At 68.2% G+C, this 17655-nt stretch carries 18 protein-coding genes; 9 read left to right on the top strand and 9 right to left on the bottom strand.

Going from position 1 to position 17655, the window contains the following annotated elements; all coding sequences use genetic code 11:
• Positions 1-313 precede the first annotated feature (313 nt).
• The gene (locus ON31_RS29080; protein WP_081592817.1) at positions 314-727 is read right to left on the bottom strand and encodes a DUF5318 domain-containing protein; all 414 of its coding nucleotides are present in this window, start codon (positions 725-727) and stop codon (positions 314-316) included.
• A 186-nt stretch (positions 728-913) separates the two neighbouring features.
• Between ON31_RS29080 and ON31_RS29075 the strand changes: the two genes are divergently transcribed.
• Positions 914-1471 (top strand): PadR family transcriptional regulator, encoded by a 558-nt coding sequence (locus tag ON31_RS29075; RefSeq protein ID WP_029930357.1) that lies wholly within the window; start codon positions 914-916, stop codon positions 1469-1471.
• Positions 1464-2564: an inositol-3-phosphate synthase gene (locus ON31_RS29070; RefSeq protein WP_029930356.1), complete on the top strand. Its 1101-nt coding sequence runs from the start codon at positions 1464-1466 to the stop codon at positions 2562-2564. Before ON31_RS29075 ends, ON31_RS29070 begins: the two co-directional genes overlap by 8 nt.
• A 117-nt stretch (positions 2565-2681) precedes the next feature.
• Here ON31_RS29070 and ON31_RS29065 read toward each other — a convergent pair whose 3' ends face one another.
• The 6 genes from ON31_RS29065 to ON31_RS29040 all read right to left on the bottom strand — a co-directional run bounded on the left by ON31_RS29065 (position 2682) and on the right by ON31_RS29040 (position 9346).
• The gene (locus tag ON31_RS29065) at positions 2682-3113 is read right to left on the bottom strand and encodes a GyrI-like domain-containing protein (RefSeq protein WP_255222299.1); all 432 of its coding nucleotides are present in this window, start codon (positions 3111-3113) and stop codon (positions 2682-2684) included.
• 4 nt (positions 3114-3117) lie between these two features.
• Positions 3118-3588 (bottom strand): GyrI-like domain-containing protein, encoded by a 471-nt coding sequence (locus ON31_RS29060; protein ID WP_029930354.1) that lies wholly within the window; start codon positions 3586-3588, stop codon positions 3118-3120.
• A gap of 165 nt (positions 3589-3753) precedes the next feature.
• Entirely contained in the window at positions 3754-5964 is a 2211-nt protein-coding gene (locus tag ON31_RS29055) for a transglycosylase domain-containing protein (protein ID WP_039818172.1), read from the bottom strand.
• Positions 5965-6061: 97 nt separating this feature from the next.
• Positions 6062-6940 carry a carbohydrate ABC transporter permease gene (locus ON31_RS29050; protein ID WP_081592815.1) on the bottom strand — a complete coding sequence of 293 codons (879 nt, stop codon included), beginning with the start codon at positions 6938-6940 and terminating at the stop codon, positions 6062-6064.
• Positions 6940-7908 carry a carbohydrate ABC transporter permease gene (locus ON31_RS29045; protein ID WP_255222302.1) on the bottom strand — a complete coding sequence of 323 codons (969 nt, stop codon included), beginning with the start codon at positions 7906-7908 and terminating at the stop codon, positions 6940-6942. Before ON31_RS29045 ends, ON31_RS29050 begins: the two co-directional genes overlap by 1 nt.
• A 136-nt stretch (positions 7909-8044) precedes the next feature.
• The gene (locus ON31_RS29040) at positions 8045-9346 is read right to left on the bottom strand and encodes an ABC transporter substrate-binding protein (RefSeq protein ID WP_039818170.1); all 1302 of its coding nucleotides are present in this window, start codon (positions 9344-9346) and stop codon (positions 8045-8047) included.
• Positions 9347-9495: 149 nt separating this feature from the next.
• On the opposite strand from ON31_RS29040, the gene ON31_RS29035 reads away from it, so the two are divergent.
• The 5 genes from ON31_RS29035 to ON31_RS29015 all read left to right on the top strand — a co-directional run bounded on the left by ON31_RS29035 (position 9496) and on the right by ON31_RS29015 (position 13617).
• A complete protein-coding gene (locus ON31_RS29035) occupies positions 9496-10404 on the top strand; it encodes a DUF2786 domain-containing protein (protein WP_255222298.1) in 909 nt (302 codons plus the stop codon).
• The gene (locus ON31_RS29030) at positions 10398-10907 is read left to right on the top strand and encodes a TIGR04338 family metallohydrolase (protein WP_039818166.1); all 510 of its coding nucleotides are present in this window, start codon (positions 10398-10400) and stop codon (positions 10905-10907) included. The genes ON31_RS29035 and ON31_RS29030 overlap by 7 nt, the downstream gene beginning before the upstream one ends.
• 104 nt (positions 10908-11011) lie before the next feature.
• The gene (locus tag ON31_RS29025; RefSeq protein ID WP_039818165.1) at positions 11012-12235 is read left to right on the top strand and encodes a DUF6745 domain-containing protein; all 1224 of its coding nucleotides are present in this window, start codon (positions 11012-11014) and stop codon (positions 12233-12235) included.
• A gap of 40 nt (positions 12236-12275) precedes the next feature.
• Positions 12276-12722 (top strand): DUF8820 family protein, encoded by a 447-nt coding sequence (locus ON31_RS29020; RefSeq protein ID WP_029930346.1) that lies wholly within the window; start codon positions 12276-12278, stop codon positions 12720-12722.
• Positions 12723-12786: 64 nt separating this feature from the next.
• Complete coding sequence (locus ON31_RS29015) at positions 12787-13617, top strand: NmrA family NAD(P)-binding protein (protein WP_039818163.1); 831 nt, start codon at positions 12787-12789, stop codon at positions 13615-13617.
• Between the two features lie 132 nt (positions 13618-13749).
• On the opposite strand, the gene ON31_RS29010 is transcribed toward ON31_RS29015, so the two are convergent.
• The gene (locus ON31_RS29010; RefSeq protein WP_370450450.1) at positions 13750-14736 is read right to left on the bottom strand and encodes an o-succinylbenzoate synthase; all 987 of its coding nucleotides are present in this window, start codon (positions 14734-14736) and stop codon (positions 13750-13752) included.
• A gap of 831 nt (positions 14737-15567) precedes the next feature.
• On the opposite strand from ON31_RS29010, the gene ON31_RS29005 reads away from it, so the two are divergent.
• Positions 15568-15975, top strand: coding sequence for a hypothetical protein (locus tag ON31_RS29005; protein WP_039818162.1), 408 nt, complete (start codon positions 15568-15570; stop codon positions 15973-15975).
• 5 nt (positions 15976-15980) lie between these two features.
• On the opposite strand, the gene ON31_RS29000 is transcribed toward ON31_RS29005, so the two are convergent.
• Entirely contained in the window at positions 15981-17150 is a 1170-nt protein-coding gene (locus ON31_RS29000) for a CHAP domain-containing protein (RefSeq protein ID WP_039818161.1), read from the bottom strand.
• A 157-nt stretch (positions 17151-17307) separates the two neighbouring features.
• Here ON31_RS29000 and ON31_RS28995 point away from each other — a divergent pair, with 157 nt between their 5' ends.
• Positions 17308-17637 carry a hypothetical protein gene (locus tag ON31_RS28995; protein WP_039818160.1) on the top strand — a complete coding sequence of 110 codons (330 nt, stop codon included), beginning with the start codon at positions 17308-17310 and terminating at the stop codon, positions 17635-17637.
• Positions 17638-17655 lie beyond the last annotated feature (18 nt).

Below are 17655 nucleotides of genomic sequence, written 5' to 3'. Positions count from 1 at the left end.
ACCGCCGGGACCCGGCTGCGGCGCCCGTCGAGTCGGATCGGCGCCCGGCCCCGGACGACCGGCGCCCGGCGGACGCGCACCCGGCGGGGGTCCCGCGGGCCGGGGCGGCGGGTAGCCGCCCGGGCCGGGAGCGGAACCGCCACGCTGGGGGCGGCCGCGGGGCGGTCCGTCGTCATAGGGCGAATTCACAGCCTGAATCTCCAATAACTCGACTAATTGGGGTAGCTCGGGCGGTATGCCCGCGGGGCACTCGAATGTCCCTCAAAGACCTCGGTACACACGGGCTCCGCGTTTCAGCGGTCGGTGTGGCCTTTCATTCGGCGGCGGTCCGGCGGGTTCCCGCACGGCGGCGGCGGGCCGGTGTCGGGGCGTTGCCCAGCACATAGGACTGCACCAGGTGATTCCAGCTGCACGTCCGGCACACCTCGACGACGTGCACCGAGAATTCCTCGCGGCTCTCGGCCATCCGGACCAGTTCCTCCGGGGTGCGGGCCGAACCCGCGACCGGCCCCAGCCCGTCGCCGAACACCCACGATACGAGAGTGAGCTGCTCTTTCCGGCAGATCGGGCATGTGACCTCGCTCCCGCGCCCGTGAAACTTCGCCGCACGCAACAGGTACGGATTCGCATCACACACTTCGGCGACACCGACGCGCCCCGCGTAGACGTCGGCCAGCAGCGACCGGCGCCGGAGCGCATAGTCCACTACCTGCCGCTGTATTCGCACGGCACCAGAGTACTTGCTCCAACCCACACCCCGCCGGGCCGATCTGAGACTCTCCCCACTGTGCTGAATTGCCTCCGCTCCGCTCCGGCGGATTCTTCGGCACGTTGGATGTATCGGTGCGATATAGTTTGGAATCGCATCCATCGGTTAGGTCTGAAGAGAACAGTCAGGAGGGGGTGAGGCCCGGTGCTCGAGTTGGCAATCCTCGGGCTGCTCCTCGAATCGCCCATGCACGGCTACGAGCTGCGCAAGCGATTGACCGGTCTGCTGGGTCCGTTCCGGGCCTTCTCCTACGGGTCGCTGTATCCGACCCTGCGGCGTATGCAGGCCGACGGTCTCATCGCGGAGCAGAGTCCCCAGGGGCTCGCCACGCGACGGGCCCGCAGGGTTTACAACCTGACCGAGACCGGCCGGGAGCGGTTCAGCGAACTGCTGGCCGATACCGGTCCGCAGAACTACACCGACGACGGCTTCGGCGTTCATCTCGCCTTCTTCAGCCGCACTCCCGCGGAAGCGAGAATGCGAATTCTGGAGGGGCGGCGCAGGCAAGTCGAGGAGCGCCGAGAGGGACTGCGGGAGGCGATCAAGCGTGCCAGTGGGCAGCTCGACCGCTATACCCGCCAGCTCCATCAACTCGGTCTCGAATCAAGCGAGCGCGAAGTGCGCTGGCTCAACGAGTTGATCGCCGCGGAGCAATCGACCAAGGCGGCACCACAGAAAGAGGGAAATATCGGCCATGACTGACATCAATACGGCTGGGGGCGCCACCGAAGTTCGCGTGGCCATCGTAGGTGTGGGCAACTGTGCGTCCTCCCTGGTGCAGGGTGTGCAGTACTACAAGGACGCGGACGAGTCGTCGACCGTTCCGGGTCTCATGCACGTCAAGTTCGGCCCCTATCACATCCGCGACGTGAAGTTCGTCGCCGCGTTCGACGTCGACGCCAAGAAGGTCGGCTTCGACCTGTCCGACGCGATCTTCGCGAGCGAGAACAACACCATCAAGATCTCCGATGTGCCGCCGACCGGTGTCTCCGTGCAGCGCGGCCCGACCCTGGACGGCATCGGCAAGTACTACGCCCAGACCATCGAGCTCTCCGAGGCCGATCCGGTCGACGTCGTCAAGGCCCTGAAGGACGCCGAGGTCGACGTGCTGGTGTCCTACCTGCCGGTGGGCTCCGAGGAAGCCGACAAGTTCTACGCGCAGTGCGCCATCGACGCGAACGTGGCCTTCGTCAACGCGCTGCCGGTCTTCATCGCCTCCGATCCGGTGTGGGCGCAGAAGTTCACCGACGCGGGCGTCCCGATCGTCGGCGACGACATCAAGTCGCAGGTCGGCGCGACCATCACGCACCGCGTGATGGCCAAGCTGTTCGAGGACCGCGGCGTGCAGCTCGACCGCACCATGCAGCTGAACGTCGGCGGCAACATGGACTTCAAGAACATGCTCGAGCGCGAGCGCCTGGAGTCCAAGAAGATCTCCAAGACCCAGGCTGTCACCAGCAACCTGAAGAAGGAGATGGGCGCCAACGACGTGCACATCGGCCCGTCGGATCACGTGGGCTGGCTGGACGACCGCAAGTGGGCGTACGTGCGCCTGGAGGGTCGCGCCTTCGGTGACGTGCCGCTGAACCTGGAGTACAAGCTCGAGGTGTGGGATTCGCCGAACTCGGCGGGCATCATCATCGACGCCGTGCGGGCCGCCAAGATCGCCAAGGACCGCGGCATCGGCGGACCGGTCATCCCGGCCTCGGCCTACCTGATGAAGTCTCCGCCGCAGCAGCTGGCCGACGATGTCGCCCGCGCGCAGCTGGAGGCGTTCATCATCGACGCGGACTAGCGACGGCGCGCGTAGCTGAACGAAGCCCCGGTCGGATCCATCCGACCGGGGCTTCGGCTCGTCCGGCCCGGCAATCCGATCGCGGGGCCGAACTCAGTGCTCGATGCGACGTCTCCCTCAGTCGAGGGAGACGTAGACCTCCACCGAGGCGGGGCCGGTGTAGCGCTCGATCTCCGCGGTGTGCGAGCGCGTGATCTTGCCCGCGCTCTCCGCCTTGGCGACCTTGGCCCAGGCGGTGCGGAGCAGATCGTACGGCTTGTCGGTCACCACGAACTTGGCGTAGCGGCCGGGTGGGATGCGGGTCAGCACATCGCCGATGTCGAGCTGGTCGAGATCGGCGAGTTCGTAACCCAGCACCGCCACGGCGTGATCGTTCTGTCCGATATAGGCCGCCACGCGGTCGGCGCGCTTCTCCCGGGACAGATAGCGGTCCCAGGTGAAGTTCACCAGATCGAGGTCGCGCGCGGTGACCTCGCGTCCCGCCAGCGGCACCGTCAGCCCGCCGATGAGTGCCTCGTCCAGGGTGACGATTTCGAAGTCCACGGTCATCCCCCTACGCCTTGTCCCGGCCGTCGGCCGAGTTCGGATCGAGCGCCACGAACACCTCCACGGTGTGCATATCCGGGTAGTGCTCGAAATCCCCGGTGTACGCGCGGTTGATGACGCCGCTGGCCTCCAGGTCCCACACCGCCCGCCAGATCGACACGATGGTGTCGCCCAGGTTGTCCCCGCTGCGGGTGAACCGCGCGAAGACTCCGGCCGGGATGCGCGCCAGCACGTCGCCCGACTCCAGATCGGCGAGGCTCTCGCAGCGGTAGCCGACGATATGGGTCAGATACGAACCGATCTCGGGCGCGTGGTCGACATACGCGGTGGCCGGAGGTCCGGGCAGGTTGCGGGAGAGGTTGCGCTTCCACGCCTCCTCGACCTTCGCGCGGCGCGGTCCCTCGACCGCGAGCGCCGGACTGCGTAGCACCGTTCCGGCTACCAGCGTTTCGTGGCGTTCAACGACATTGAATTCCACCGGCGTCGCCCCTATGTCTCGTGCTGTATCCCACCCGCGTCTACTCCACCCGCATCCTGCCACCGCCCGTTCCGGCGGCTGGCACCGGTGGCGGTTTCCACCATATCGGGGGGTTGGTCCGAATGGGTCCGCTAACCGTTTTCCATGATCAACACCAAGTCCGTGTCAGCCGGGCACCGGGATGCTGAGGCCGGGAAATATCTCGACCTGCCGCGGTGGCGGCGCGGGCGGGATGATCACGACAGGTGCCTGTTGTGCGCCCTGCTGCGGATCGAGTATGTCGAATCCGCTCGACCCTGACGAGTCCTCTGGGGGCACCGGATGGGGAAATTGTTCCACCGGTGTACCGACCAGCGCCCCGTCCATGGTCTGCTTCCAGATATCCGCGGGCAGTCCGGACCCGTAGACGGCCGCACCCCCCGCCGTTCGAATGGGTTGGGATTGTTCGGTTCCCACCCACACCGCGGTGGACAGCGACGGGGTGAAGCCGACCATCCAGGCATCCTTGTTCTGTCCGGTCTCCCCCAACTGCGTGGTGCCGGTCTTGGCCGCCGACGGCCGTCCCCCGGCGAGGGCGTGGCCATTGGAATAGGCGGCGATGGGCAGCATGGCCTGGGCGGTGGTGTCGGCCACGGTGGCCTGGAAACGCTGCTGCGGCGGCGCCGCGCCGTCCTCGCGGTCCAGCAGCACCCGGCCGTCACCGGTGAGCACCCGCTGCACGAAATAGGGTTTGCGATAGGCGCCGTGCGCCGCGATGGTCGCGTACGCCGACGCCATGTCGATGGGTCGTACCGAATACGCGCCGAGCACGATGGCGGGCAGCGGCGGACCACCGTTCTCCGACAGGGTCTTACCGGGCACCCCGGGAATCTCCTCCGGAATACCGGCCTGGTGCGCGGCGTCGGCAATGGCCTTCGGCCCCGCGAACAGGGCCTGCGACAGCCGGTAGAAACTGGTGTTGAGGGAGCGTTTGAACGCCTCGGCCATCGAACAGGTCCCGCAGCTCTCATTGCCGACGTTGTGGATCTTCTCCCCGTTCACGGTGAGCGGCGAGCTGTCGATCTTGTAGCCCAGTGTGATGCCCTGCTGTAGCGCCGCCAGCACCGCGAAAGTCTTGAAGGCCGAACCGGTTTGCAGCGGGGCCTGCGCGAAGTCGAAGCCGATCCCGTCTGCGCCGCCGTAGTAGGCGCGCACCGCACCGCTGCGCGGATCGATGGAGACCACCGCGGTGCGCAGTTCCGCGGGCTGTCCGCCGAGTACATCCCCGACCGCCGCCAGCGCCGCCTGCTGGGCTCGGGCGTCGATGGTCGTGACGATCTGCAGCGCACCGGTATTGAGTTCGTGCTCGCTGATCCCGGAGGCGCGCAGTTCGCGCAGCACCTGGGCGCGAATGAGGCCCTCCGGCCCGCGCGCGGCATTGGCGTCCGCCAGCTGGGTGACGGGCACGATCTCCGGGAATTGCACGGCGGCCCGCTCTGCCTGCGACAGCGCCCCCATCTCCACCATGCCGTCCAGCACATAGGCCCAGCGGTACCTCAGATCGTCGAGGTGGGTTTCCGGATCCAGGATCGACGGGGTGCGTACCAGCGCGGCCAGCACCGCGCTCTCGGCGAGGGTGAGTTCGGGGACCGGCTTCTCGAAGTACGCCTTGGCGGCGGAGGCGATTCCGTACGCGCCGCGCCCGTAATAGATGGTGTTCAGATAGGCGGCGAGAATATCGTCCTTGGTCCATTGCCGGGCCATCTTGGCGGAGATGATGAGTTCGCGCATCTTGCGGTTCATCGTCCGCTCGGAGGTCAGGAAGGCGTTCTTCACGTACTGCTGGGTAATCGTCGAGCCACCGCCCGCGTCCTCGCGTCCGGTGAGATTGTCACGTGCGGCGCGCACGAAGGCCGACAGCGAATAGCCCGGATTGGTGTAGAAATCGCGGTCCTCGGCCGAGAGCATGGCCAGGCGCATGTGCTCGGGCACGTCGGCCAGCGGTATCGGCAGCCGATTGCCCTCCGGCGGAACCACCTTCGCGATGACCGACGTGCCGTCGGCGGCGAGGATGGTGGCGATCTGATTGGACTGCACCGCGTTCGGATCGGGAATCTCGGCGCTCCAGTACGCCAGCCCGAACAACAGCGCCGGCACCGCCACGAAGATCATGAACAGCGACAGCAGCACCCGCCTTATCCGCTGCCCGCGCGTGCGGCGCGGTCGCCGCGTCCCGCCCTCGCCCGGTGCGGGCCGGGCGCGCCGCCGCGGCCGCGAACTCCGATGCTGCGCCCGCCGCCGCGAGGTGACACTCTCCAGGTCATTCCATCCAGCCATACTGGAATACGGCGGCGGCTCCGGATTGCGGCCGCGCGGACGGAACGAGCTCACGAGCATCTCCTTCCGGAGCGTCGACAAAGCCTGCGTACGGGAGAAGCGCCGCGGCCCAGCGTGCGGCGCGACCCATGCTAGTGGACGCGACCCGGATCCGGGCTCAGCTCTTGACACCGCCCGCGGTGAGACCGGAGATGATGCGGCGCTGGAACAGCAGCACCATGATCACCAGCGGAATGGTGACGATGGTGCCCGCCGCCATGATGGCGGCGTACGGCTGGACCTGCGGATCGTTACCGGAGAACCGGGCCACCGCGACGGTCACCGGCTCGGTCTTGTCCGAGGAGAGCAGCCGCGCCAGCAGGTACTCGTTGACCGCGGCGATGAAAGCCAGGATGGCCGTGGTGAATACGGCCGGTGCGGCCAGCGGCAGCATGATCAGGCGGAACGCCTGGAAGCGCGACGCGCCGTCGATGCGCGCGGCCTCCTCCAGCTCCCAGGGCAGATCACTGAAGAACGACGCCAGGATGTACACGGTCATGGGCAGCACGAACGAGATGTTCGGGATGATCATGGCCTGGTACTGCCCGATCCACCCGATATCGGTGAACAGCTGGAACAGCGGCGTCACCAGCACCACCACCGGGAACATGGACGCCGACAGGATCAGGCCCGCCACCAGGTACTTGCCCTTGAACGCCAGCCGCGCCAGCGCGTACGCCGCCATGACGCCGACGATCAGCGCGATGACCGTGGTGATCGACCCGATGATGACGCTGTTGACCAGTGCTCGCCCGAAGTCGTTGCCGCGGCTGGTGTCGAAGGCGTTGCGGAAGTTCTCGAACGTCACATGGGTGGGCCACGGGGTGTTGTCGAAGGTGTAGGCCGGATCGCGCAGTGCCGTGACGACCATCCAGTAGAACGGCCCCAGCCCCCAGATCAGGATGATCAGCGCGCCGAGATACACCCGACCGTTGGTGAGTCGCTTGACCCACGGGGTCGTCTGCCGCACCCGCGGCGCAGCGGTGGTCGTCGTCATCAGTGCGCCTCCCGCTGCTCTTCCTGGGTGCGAACCGCGTTGGCCCCCAGGAACTTCACCAGCACGAACGCCACCGCGAATATCAACAGGAAGGTGATCATCGACAGCGCCGCCGCGCTATTGGGCCCCTGCCGCACCTGATCCACCACGAGCATGGAGATGGTGCGGGTATTGGGGTTGTTCATGGTCATGATGGCGGGCAGGTCGTACATGCGCAGCGCGTCCATGGTGCGGAACAGGATCGCCACCATGAGTGCGGGCTTGAGCAGCGGCAGCGTGATGTGCACGAACCGCTGCCACGCCGACGCGCCGTCCACGCGGGCCGCCTCGTACACCCCGTCCGGAATCACCTGGAGTCCGGCCAGGATGAGCAGCGCCATGAACGGCGCGGTCTTCCACACGTCGGCCGCGATGACCGCGAACCGGGAGGGCCATTCCTCGGCGGTCCACAGGATGCTGGTGCCCAGCACTCGGTTGACCACGCCGTCGTACTGGAACATGAACTCCCACAGCCGCGCGGTGACGGCGGTGGGGATGGCCCACGGAATGAGCACCGCCGCGCGCAGCAGGCCGCGCCCGGCGAAGGTCTTGCCCATGATCATGGCCATGCCGAGGCCGACCAGCACCTCCAGGCTCACGGTGACCACGGTGAAGAACAGCGTGACGCCGATGGCCAGCCAGAACGCCGAACCCAGGTTGCCGGTGGGGCAGGAGACGGTTTCACCGAGCGAATTCCGGCACTGCTGCAGCAGCCAGTGCGTGTAGTTCTCCAGCCCGGCGCTGCCGCCCTCGACGAACATGCCGGTGGACGGGTCCAGGCCGGAGTCCTTCTGGAAGGACATGATCACGGCCTGGACCACCGGGTAGCCGATCACCACGGCCAGGGTGATCAGCACCGGCGCGACGAACAGCCAGGCCCGGCCCGATCCGGCGAAGACAGCGCGGCTGGTCCGCTTCTTCTTCACCAGTTCGGTGGCGGGATCTTTCGGGCTGGGCGTCGCGACATCGGTCGCTCCCGAAGGACGTGACACCGTATTTCTCTCCTACGGGACTGACTCAGTTATCCAGGGAACAGCGCGGTGGACTCCAACACCGTCGAATCGGTTACGACCCGGCGGTCTCGATGCCCTGCTGCATCCCCGTAATCGCCTCGTCGACGGTCTTGCGTCCCTCGAGGGCAGCATAAGCGTTGTCCTGCACAGCCTTCGAGACGGCCGGGTAGAACGGCGTCACCGGCCGCGGCACCGCCGAGGCGATGGACTCCTTGAGCGCGGGCAGGTACGGCATCTTGGCGATGAGCGCCGGATCGTCGTACATGGAGGCCCGCACCGATGGCAGCGCGCCGGAGGCGACGATGTGCTGGGCGTCCTCGCTGATCAGGAAGCGCAGGAAGTCCAGCGCGGTGGCCTTGTTCTTGGAGTAGGCGCTGATGGCGGCGTTGTAGCCACCCAGGGTGGAGGCGCCGACGCCGTCCTTGCCGGGCAGCGGGGCCACGCCGTACTTGCCGACCACCGCGGAGCCCTCGCCGCCGGCGATGCCGTAGAACGACGGCCAGGTGCGCAGGAACATCAGGTTGCCCTGGGCGAACGCGTTCTGCGACTCGGTCTCGGTGAAGGAGATGGCCTCCTTCGGGATGTCACCGTTCTTGTAGGCGTCCACCAGCACCGACAGACCGGCGCGCGACTCCGGGCTGTCGACGGTCGGGGTCTTGCCGTCCGGGCCGACGAAGGTGCCGCCGTAGGCGTTGATCACCTCGGCGGTGTTCACGGTCAGACCCTCGTAGGGCGCGAGCTGACCGGCGTAGCAGCCGATATTGTTCTCCCGCGCGACCGGGCACATGGACAGCATCTCCGACCAGGTCTTGGGCGGGTTCGGCACCAGGTCGGTGCGGTAGAACAGCAGGCCGCCATTGGTATTGCGCGGCGCGGCGTACAGGGTGCCGTTGTAGGTGGCGCTCGCGACCGGCGGGGACAGCAGCGTCGAGGTGTCGATGGCGAAGGAGTCCTGCAGCGGCTGGATCCAGCCCTTGGCGGCGAACTCGGCGGTCCACGGCACGTCCAGGGCGACCACGTCGTAGTCGGCGGACTTGGCCTGCAGATGCTGCTTGAGGTCGTCGTACTGCTGGGAGGCGTCGTTCGACTGCTCCTTGAACGTCACCTGCTCGTCCGGGTGCGCGGCGTTCCAGCGGTCGATGAGCTGCTTGACCGCACCGGTCTCGGTGGTGTCCTTGCCCTCGACGTAGGTGATCGGTCCGCGCCCGGTGAGGTTCTCCGAGGCGGCATCGTTTCCGCTGTCGCTCGAGCAGCCGGTGGCGAATGTCGCCGTCAGCAACGCCGCACCCGCGGCCGCCAGCGCGGCTCGTGGCACGAGCGACTTACGTAGGGACGACACCTTCTTCAAAGCCATCGCTGTAACTCCAGGGGTTCGAGACGTGAGCGGCGGCACACTCAGCCGTTTGCACAAGGGAAGATACATGGTCGGGTGGTCTCGCGCCGGAACTACCTCAGGCATCGGGCCGCCGATCGTCGTCGGTACCGCCAGCTAGGCTTGGGTCGATGTCATCTCAGGACCGGATGTTGACGCGGATCGGGGGTTTGCTCCGCCAAGCGGAGTCCACCGAGAACGAGCACGAGGCGGAAGCCTTCATGGCGGCCGCGCAGCGACTGGCGACCCGCTCGTCGATCGACCTGGCGGTGGCGCGCTCGCATGTGGCGAGTCGGGAGCGCCGACCGACGCCGGTGCAGCGGGTGATCCCGATCGGTGAGCCCGGCAAGCGGGGACTGCGCACCTACGTACAGCTTTTCGTGGCCATCGCCGCCGCCAACGACGTGCGCTGCGATGTGGCCCGCACCTCCACCCAGGTGTACGCCTACGGTTTCGACGGCGATATCGACACCTGCGAGGCGCTGTACGCGAGTCTGCTCATCCAGATGGTGCGAGCGTCGGACCAGTACATCAAGTCGGGAGCGTACAAGTCCGGGACGGTCGAGAAGGTGGTCACCGAGAAGCGTTTCGGGCGCACGGTGCGCACCCGGGTGCGGGCCCCGGTGGCGGCGGTGACCGCGCGGCTCAACTTCCAGATGGCCTTCGCCGCCCGTATCGGCCGCCGCCTCGCCGAGGTGAAGTCCGAGGTGGAGACCGAGGCGGTGCGCACCGACGGGGCGGGGGACAACGCCGGGAATGGCGGCGCGGCGGGTGGCAGTGCGGCCGGTGACGGCGCGGGAAGTGCCGCCGCCGGGACCGCGAATGGCACCGCACTCGCCCTGCGCGACAAGGAGATCGCCCTGACGGACTTCTACCGGCAGACCTCCGAGGCGCGCGGCACCTGGCGCGGACCGGAAGCGTCGGCGGGATATTCGTCGGCCGCGCGGCGGGCGGGGGACCGCGCCGGACGGGCCGCGCGTCTGGGTACCGCACCCGAACTGGGCGCGGCCCGGGGCGAACTGCCCGGCGGCGGATCGTGACCCGCGATTCCCAACGCGCCCGGGTCTACGACGCGGAGGCACTGGTGCGCGGAATCTTCGAACGGGCCGACGAATTCGGCGCGCGCACGGTGGAGGTGCACGGGTCGCAGCTGACCCTGCCCGTGGAGCGCAAATTCGCCTCGGTCGAATCGGTGCAGGATTACGCGGACCGGGTGCTGGCTCTGAATTGGGTGCGCGCACGCTGGCCGCGCGCCGCCACACCGGTCACCGTGCGTGCGCGCGCCGGCTCCAAGGCGGCGCACTACGAGGTGACGGGGGCCGTGCTGGCCGTCCCCCTGCACGCCAACGGAAGTGCCTGGGCGCTCCGCGAATTGGTGATCCTGCACGAACTCGCCCACCATCTCGAGGCCGATTCGGAGAAATGCGCGCCGCACGGCCCCGAATTCTGTGACCGCTATCTGGAATTGATCGACGGCGTGATCGGGCCGGAGGCCGCATTGCTCATGCGCACCACCATGCTCGGCTGCGGTGTGCGTCTCTGAGGGGTTGCCAGCTGTCGACACGGCTGTCATGATCGAAAGATGATCTCCTACTCTCGAAAGGCGTACGACGCCTTCGAGCGGTGACCCCGCTCGAGTCCCCGCGGATGTCCAATTCCCGCGGGATTCACCTGGTAGAGCGTGTCGAGGCCGCATTCCGATTACGGGACGAATGGTTGCGTCGTGGACTGTCCACGGCACCGTCGGACCGCGCGGCCGCCGAAGGCGCGATCAGTGAGTTGTATCGTTTACTGGGCGAGCCGCCACCGGAATTCGTCTGGGTGCCATCGCCTTCCGTCGCGGCGGAGGTGGTGCGCGACGACCCGGACGGGCCGGGGGACTGGCGGCGTCCACCGTCGCTCGATCAGCCATTTCGGTCCTGGCCGTTTCTGCAACGATTTCTCGGCGTGAAACACGAGTTGCGGCGGCGATTGTCGGATGTGACCGAGGCCGACCGCCGCTACTGGCGGCTCGAATTCGGAAACCTGCCGGATTCGTGGATGGACACGCCGCACGGTACGGCGCTGTGGCAAGGCTCCTCGATCGGTCGATTGCTCGCGGAGTCCGTACACAATCCCTTGCGGGAATCGCTGCGCGACAATATGTATCGGCCTTTGCGCACCGCCCTGCTCGACCACGGCCGCGGCACCGCCGGACCGCCCGGGTACGAGCAATACGACATCTGGACCGTGCCGTTCCTCGATGTCTATCGGGCGGCGGGGCTGGTGCGGTACGCCGACGAGCTGGACCACCAGTTGGACCAGTGGGCGACCGTGGCCCGGTCCGCCGGGTGGTGGTGGCCGGGACGGCGGCGCTGCGTCATCGCCGAGCGGCCGGTGGTGGTGCATGCCGAAGCGCAGCCCGGGTCCGTTCACGGTGCGGTGCGGCTGCATCACGACGAGCGCCGGGCCGTCGAATTCACCGACGGTTCCGGCGTATTCGCCCTGCACGGCACCTTCGTGCCGGACTGGGTGCTGACCGCGCCCACGGTGGACCGCATTCTGGCCGAACGCAATATCGAGGTCCGCCGGGCGGCCATCGAGCGGATCGGCTGGGATTCCTATATCGAGCAGGCCGGTCTGGCGCTGGTCTCCACCGCCCCCGACCCCAGCAATCCCGGCGCCGAACTGCGGCTCTACGACCTGCCGCGGCGGCACCGGCGGGAGCGATCGCGGGTGCTGCTGGTGGTAAACGGCTCGTGCGAGCGCGACGGCACCCGCCGCCGCTACGGACTGAATGTGCCCGAGCAGATCGCCGATCCGCTCGCCGCCGCCGGATGGTCGTACGGGCTCACCGGCACCCAGTACGCGTCGCTGCGGCGACGCACCTGATCACTCCTCTCCGAGATCCCATACTTCCCAAGGTGATTCCATGTCTCTGACTGTCTCCGAACTGACCGTCCGAACCGGCGTCGCGGTGCTCGACCACCTCGAACGCGAAGCCGCCGTACCCGTCGTCGCGGGCCTGCAAGCCCAAGGCGACCTCATCGTGATCCCTTTCCACCTGCTCACCGGTGTGCGCGTGGTCGACGCGCACCTGCGCGAAGTGCCACCCGGCGGCATCGAGGTGATCCGCGGCGCGGCCGGGGCCAATCCTCATGTGCTGGTGGCTGATCCGGGTGTCTGCCGCTGGACCTCCCGCGTCGCCGATCCGGAGGGCCTGGCCCTGGGATGCCTCGACACCCGTGCCCCGGCCTATCTGCTCCACCCCGAACACGGCGGCAGCGGAATCGCCCCCGGCCGGTATGTCGTTCGCCGCCAACGGGAGCGCCATGCCGCCGGTTCCGGGCGACATCGCACCGTCCTGGTCGCGGACTGACCGGTGGTGCTTGACCTGAACCAAGGTTGAGCTCCTAGCGTCGGAACCGGCGAAAGGAGACACGATGACGACCTTGGTGACGGGTGCTACCGGAAATACCGGACGCCACGTGGTGGCGGAACTGGTGCGCCGGGGTGAGCGGGTGCGGGCGCTCACCCGCGATCCCCGCGCGGCGGCCGAAAAGCTGCCGCCCACGGTGGAATTGGTGCAAGGCACGCACACCGACCCCGACACGGTGCAGGCGGCTCTCGGCGGGGTGAGCCGCATGCACCTCACGGTGACCGACGGTCTCGCGGCGGTCGGTGCCGAACTGGTCGAGCGGGCGGTGGCGGCGGGTGTACGCCGGATCACCGTCGTGTGGGGCGGCATGGTCGGCCCCGTGGAGCAGGCCGTCGCGGAATCCGGTGTGGAGTGGACCCGGCTGGAGCCGCAGGAATTCATGTCCAACACGCTGACCTGGGTCGATTCGATCCGTGCGGAAGGCGTGGTGCGGGAGCCCTACGACCATCCGAGCGCCCTGGTGCACGAGGCCGATATCGGGGCGGTCGCGGCGCTCGCCCTGCTCGCGGACGGTCATTCCGGACGTGCCTACAACCTCACCGGCCCCCGGGCGCTGACCATTGCCGAACGGCTGCGCATCCTCTCCGACGCGGTGGGCCGCGAACTCACCCTCGCCCGCATCACCCACGAGCAGGCCGTCGAGCGGCTGATGGACACCGGGGTGTCGCGTGCGGACGCGGAGTACGTGATCGGTTGGTACGCCTCGCCTCCCAGCGAGGGTGCCACCGTGGACGACACCGTCGAGCGCCTGCTCGGGCGCCCGGCCCGTTCGTTCGAGCAGTGGGTCACCGAACACGTCGACCGCTTCCGCCTCGAAGCGGTCGGAAGACGCTGATCGACGCGTCGCGGGGATTGGCGGCCGACCGCTCTCGGTGGAGTCGCGCACGAGGTCTAGGCCGCGCCGGGCGTAAGGCCCCAGTCCGGTCTCGACCTCCCCGGGGCGGTGCCGACGTTCCGCGTGACGCGCTCAGTCCAGCAGTCGGCGCACCCGGTCCAAGCGGGCGTGCCACCAGGCCGTGCGGTCGGGGTCCGGGTGGCGGTAGCGCTCCAGTAGTCGGGGGTCCGGGGTCGGTGGGGTGCGGGGGACCGGGAGGTAGCCGTCCTGCGGGCGCACCGGGTCGGTCACCAGATCGCCGGTCAGCAGGGCGAGGGTACCGAGGCCGCAGGCGAATTCGAGGTTCGGGAGGGCTCCCGCCAGGGCGAGCTGGGCGGCGAGCCCGACACTGGTCTCCAGGGCGGAGGAGACCACCGTCGGCAGTCCGGCTGCCTCGGCCACGTTCAGCGCGCGACGCACACCGCCTAGCGGCGTGCACTTGAGCACGGCCACGTCGGCGGCCCCGGCCACCGCCACCTTCAGGGGATCCTCGGCGCGCCGGATGGATTCGTCGGCGGCAATGCGCACATCGACGCGGCGGCGCACCGCGGCCAACTCCTCGATGGTGCGGCAGGGCTGCTCCACATACTCCAATCCGCCTGCCGCACGGTCGATCTGCTTGATCCGCGCCACGGCGGTGTCCACATCCCACACCGCATTGGCGTCGACCCGGATCGCGCCGTCCGTGCCGAGCGCATCGCGCACCGCCGCCACCCGGTCCAGATCCTCGGCGAGCGAATCGGGGTGGTCGGCCACCTTCACCTTGGCGGTGCGGCAGCCCGACGCGGCCACGATCTCCCGTGCCAGCTCGGCATCCACCGCGGGCACCGTGCAGTTGATCGGCACCCGCTCCCGCACCGGCTCCGGCCAGCCCACCGTCATCTGCTCCACGGCCGTGGCCAGCCACCCCGCCGCCTCCCGATCGTCGTACTCGGGAAACGCACAGAACTCACCCCACCCGCGTGGCCCCGGAATCACCATCCCCTCGCGAACCGTGATCCCGCGGAACCGAGTTCGCATGGGAATGGCGTACACGACCGCGGCGTCGAAGTCCAGTGCACTGAGGTGCTCGCTCACCACCGGCAGCCTACTCACCTCAGGTCCCGGTCGCCGTTGGCCTGTGGGCTCGCCTCGCGTTCCGGTCGCCACCGGTCAGCGGACATGCCTTAGTCTGCACGCCGCCGGACGGTGGGCAGCTCGCGTTCTGCTCGCCGCCGACCGGACGGAACTCCTTCCTGTCTGCTCGCCGCCAGGCCGCGGAAGCCGTCGGTGCCACGGGAATCGGAGTGGCGTTGCGGGCGCGCCACGACGACAATGCGGAAGGTATTCGTTCTATAACCGGGGGAGCCCGCCATGCCCGCGCCAGACGACTCGCGCCACCCCGGTTCGGGTACGCCGCGACCACACCCGACCCCCGACGCGCCCCGACATCCTGGGCTGCCGCCGCAGGGCCCGCGCTATCCGGGCGGGCCGGTGGGCACGGAGCCGGGTGCCGGCGGGCCGAATTCCGAGCCGCCGCCCCGGCAGCCGGACGGCCGCCCGCTGCCACCACGCGGATCCACCCGTCCCCCGTATCCCGCAGGCGGTCCGGGCGGAACGTTCGGAACTCCGGGCGGGCCACCGCAATCACCGGGTGGGCCCGCTGGTAACCCGGGTGGCCCGGTTCGCCCGATTGGTGTTCCGAGTGGACCTGGATCGGTTCCGAACGGACCTCCCAGTACTCCGATCGGTCCTGTTCCGGGGGGCGGTCCCGGTCGTCGAGTTCCTCCCGGCGAATCGCGACCGCAGGGCCCATCCGGCGTATTCCGCGATGCCGCACCGCATCCGGGTGCGCCCGGCGTGCAGCGGGGATATCCCCGGAGCGGTGCGCAGCCGGCGGTGGAGTCGCCCGCGGAGCCCTCGGGTGACGGGATGTCCGCGACCCGAAGCGACAGCGACGCAACGGAGTCCACGGCGCGCCAACCGTTGCGGAGGAAGGATCTGCTGCTCGCGACCGCCGTCTACGCGGTCGGGGTGCTGGTCGCCCTCTTCTGGGCCTATGACCTCTTCGGCAAGGCATTCGACCTGATCCGCAACCGCTGCACCGCGCAACGCGATTTCTCGGTGCAGTGCACCGTGATTCGTCCGCCCGCGCAGGCGCTGGTGGGTTTCGTGATCGCCGGTGGCGGCATCACCCTCGCCCTCGGTTGCGCCCTGGTGCTCGCCGCCGTATCGGCCGTGACCCGCCGCAGCGCCTGGCTCTGGCCCGCCATCGCGCTGCCGGTGATCGTGATATCCGGTGCGGTGGGGCATTTCCTGGTCGGCGGCGCTGTCGGCTGACGCACTCAGACCAGCAGTTCTCCGGGGCGTTCCTGTGGCGCTGCGGTGGTGGGCGGCTGCTTCACGATGCCGACGATCTGGCCGGAGCTGATCGTGCGCTGCTTCTCGTAGACACCGTCGACCCCGTCCGGTCCGGTGGTATTGCCCTCGATGGTGTAGATGGTGTCGCCCACCCGGGCCACGACGATTCCGACATGGTCGGGTTCTCCACCGTCCCAGTTGAAGATGACCATATCGCCGGGCTCGGCGTCGTAGGGGGATGCCGCCAGCCCCATACTCTGCGCGTCGTTCCAGATAGCGGGTACGTAGTTCTTGTTGGTCCAGTCGACCTGATGGCCCGCTTGATCCCAGACCCAGTCGGCGTACGACGCGCACCACGCGTCGTTGATGTTGTACGGGGCGTTCACGGAGTTGTTGCCGAATTCGCGGACGCCGAGTTGACTCCGGGCGGCCGCGAGGGCACGGGCCGCGGGATCGGTGACGTCGGACGCCACATAGCTCGCATTGGTGGGTGTCCAGGGAGTGGTCCCGTTGTAGCGCGCCACGGGTGCTACGGGCGCTACGGGAGCCGAGTAGCTCATCGGCGCGGGATGGGAGCGGTCGATATCGCCGGCATGATTCCGGCTCGTCGCCGACGCGTTCTCCACCGCACCGTGGACATCCGACACCGCGTTGAGCACCAGACGGAGCGCCTGCATGTTCTGCGCGGCGGTCAGCGGCAGATACTCCCCGGTATTGCCGTCGGAGTCCAGATCGCGTACATCGGTGCGTTCGGTGATGCCGCGGAGTTCGGTGTCGAGACGTTCGATGCGTTCCTTGATCGACACATATGTCGAATTCGACAGGTCGAAGGTCGCGAACGCGGAATCGCGGACCGCGTCGCCCTGCTCGTCGATCTGCCGCTTCTCTTCGTCCACCTCGCTTTGCCGCGAGGTGTAGTCCTCGGCCATCACCGCCTCACCCGGCGGCGCGGACAACCCCTTGTCGCTGAACAGCCGCCGCTCGTCCATCCAGCTCACCAGGTCGGGTTGCCGCTTACCCTCTCCGGAGGCGAAGAGCAGGATCGCGGTCTCGAAGTACTCCTCCGCGGCCTCGATGGTCGATTTCACGAAGCCACCGGCGATCTTGGGAACGTACAGATCGATGAACCCGACCAGGTCCGCGCGACTGGTCATGGCAGCACCGGGCCCGCACTCGATCCGGCACGACTCGGTATCGGCTGGTTTGCGCACACCATCGTTAACCTCGTTCACCCATGGGCATCGGACGGTCTATCGCCGAGTATCGGGCATTCCCGTCCTTGGGAATTCCGCGATCGGTCATGCTGGGGCCATGGCGCAGTGGTGGCAGCCGCCGGTGCGCTGGACGGATCGCCTTGCCACCGTGGTGATCTACGCTCTCGCGTGCGCCACGGCGGTCTTCGCGGCGAAAACCGTTCCGGTGTACGAGATAGCGACACGTGAATCGGGCGACACCCGATACCTCCCCCTGGCCTACGCCGTCGCCTGGTTCGGCATCGCCACCTCCCTCATGCTGGTGGCCCTGTGGATAGCCCGCGCCATCCGCTGGAAGCTGCGCGCGTGGACCCTGGCCCTGGTCGCCTTCCCCCTCATCGCCGGTTCCTGGATACTCGGCTTCCTCATCGCCGTCATCTCGGCCTGACCGCACTGACCCGCACGT

It is taken from the genome of Nocardia otitidiscaviarum NBRC 14405, from assembly GCF_000308635.1.
GTDB lineage: Bacteria > Actinomycetota > Actinomycetes > Mycobacteriales > Mycobacteriaceae > Nocardia > Nocardia otitidiscaviarum.
The sequence above is the reverse complement of the archived record's forward strand: the minus strand, read 5'-3'. Positions and strand labels throughout refer to the sequence as shown.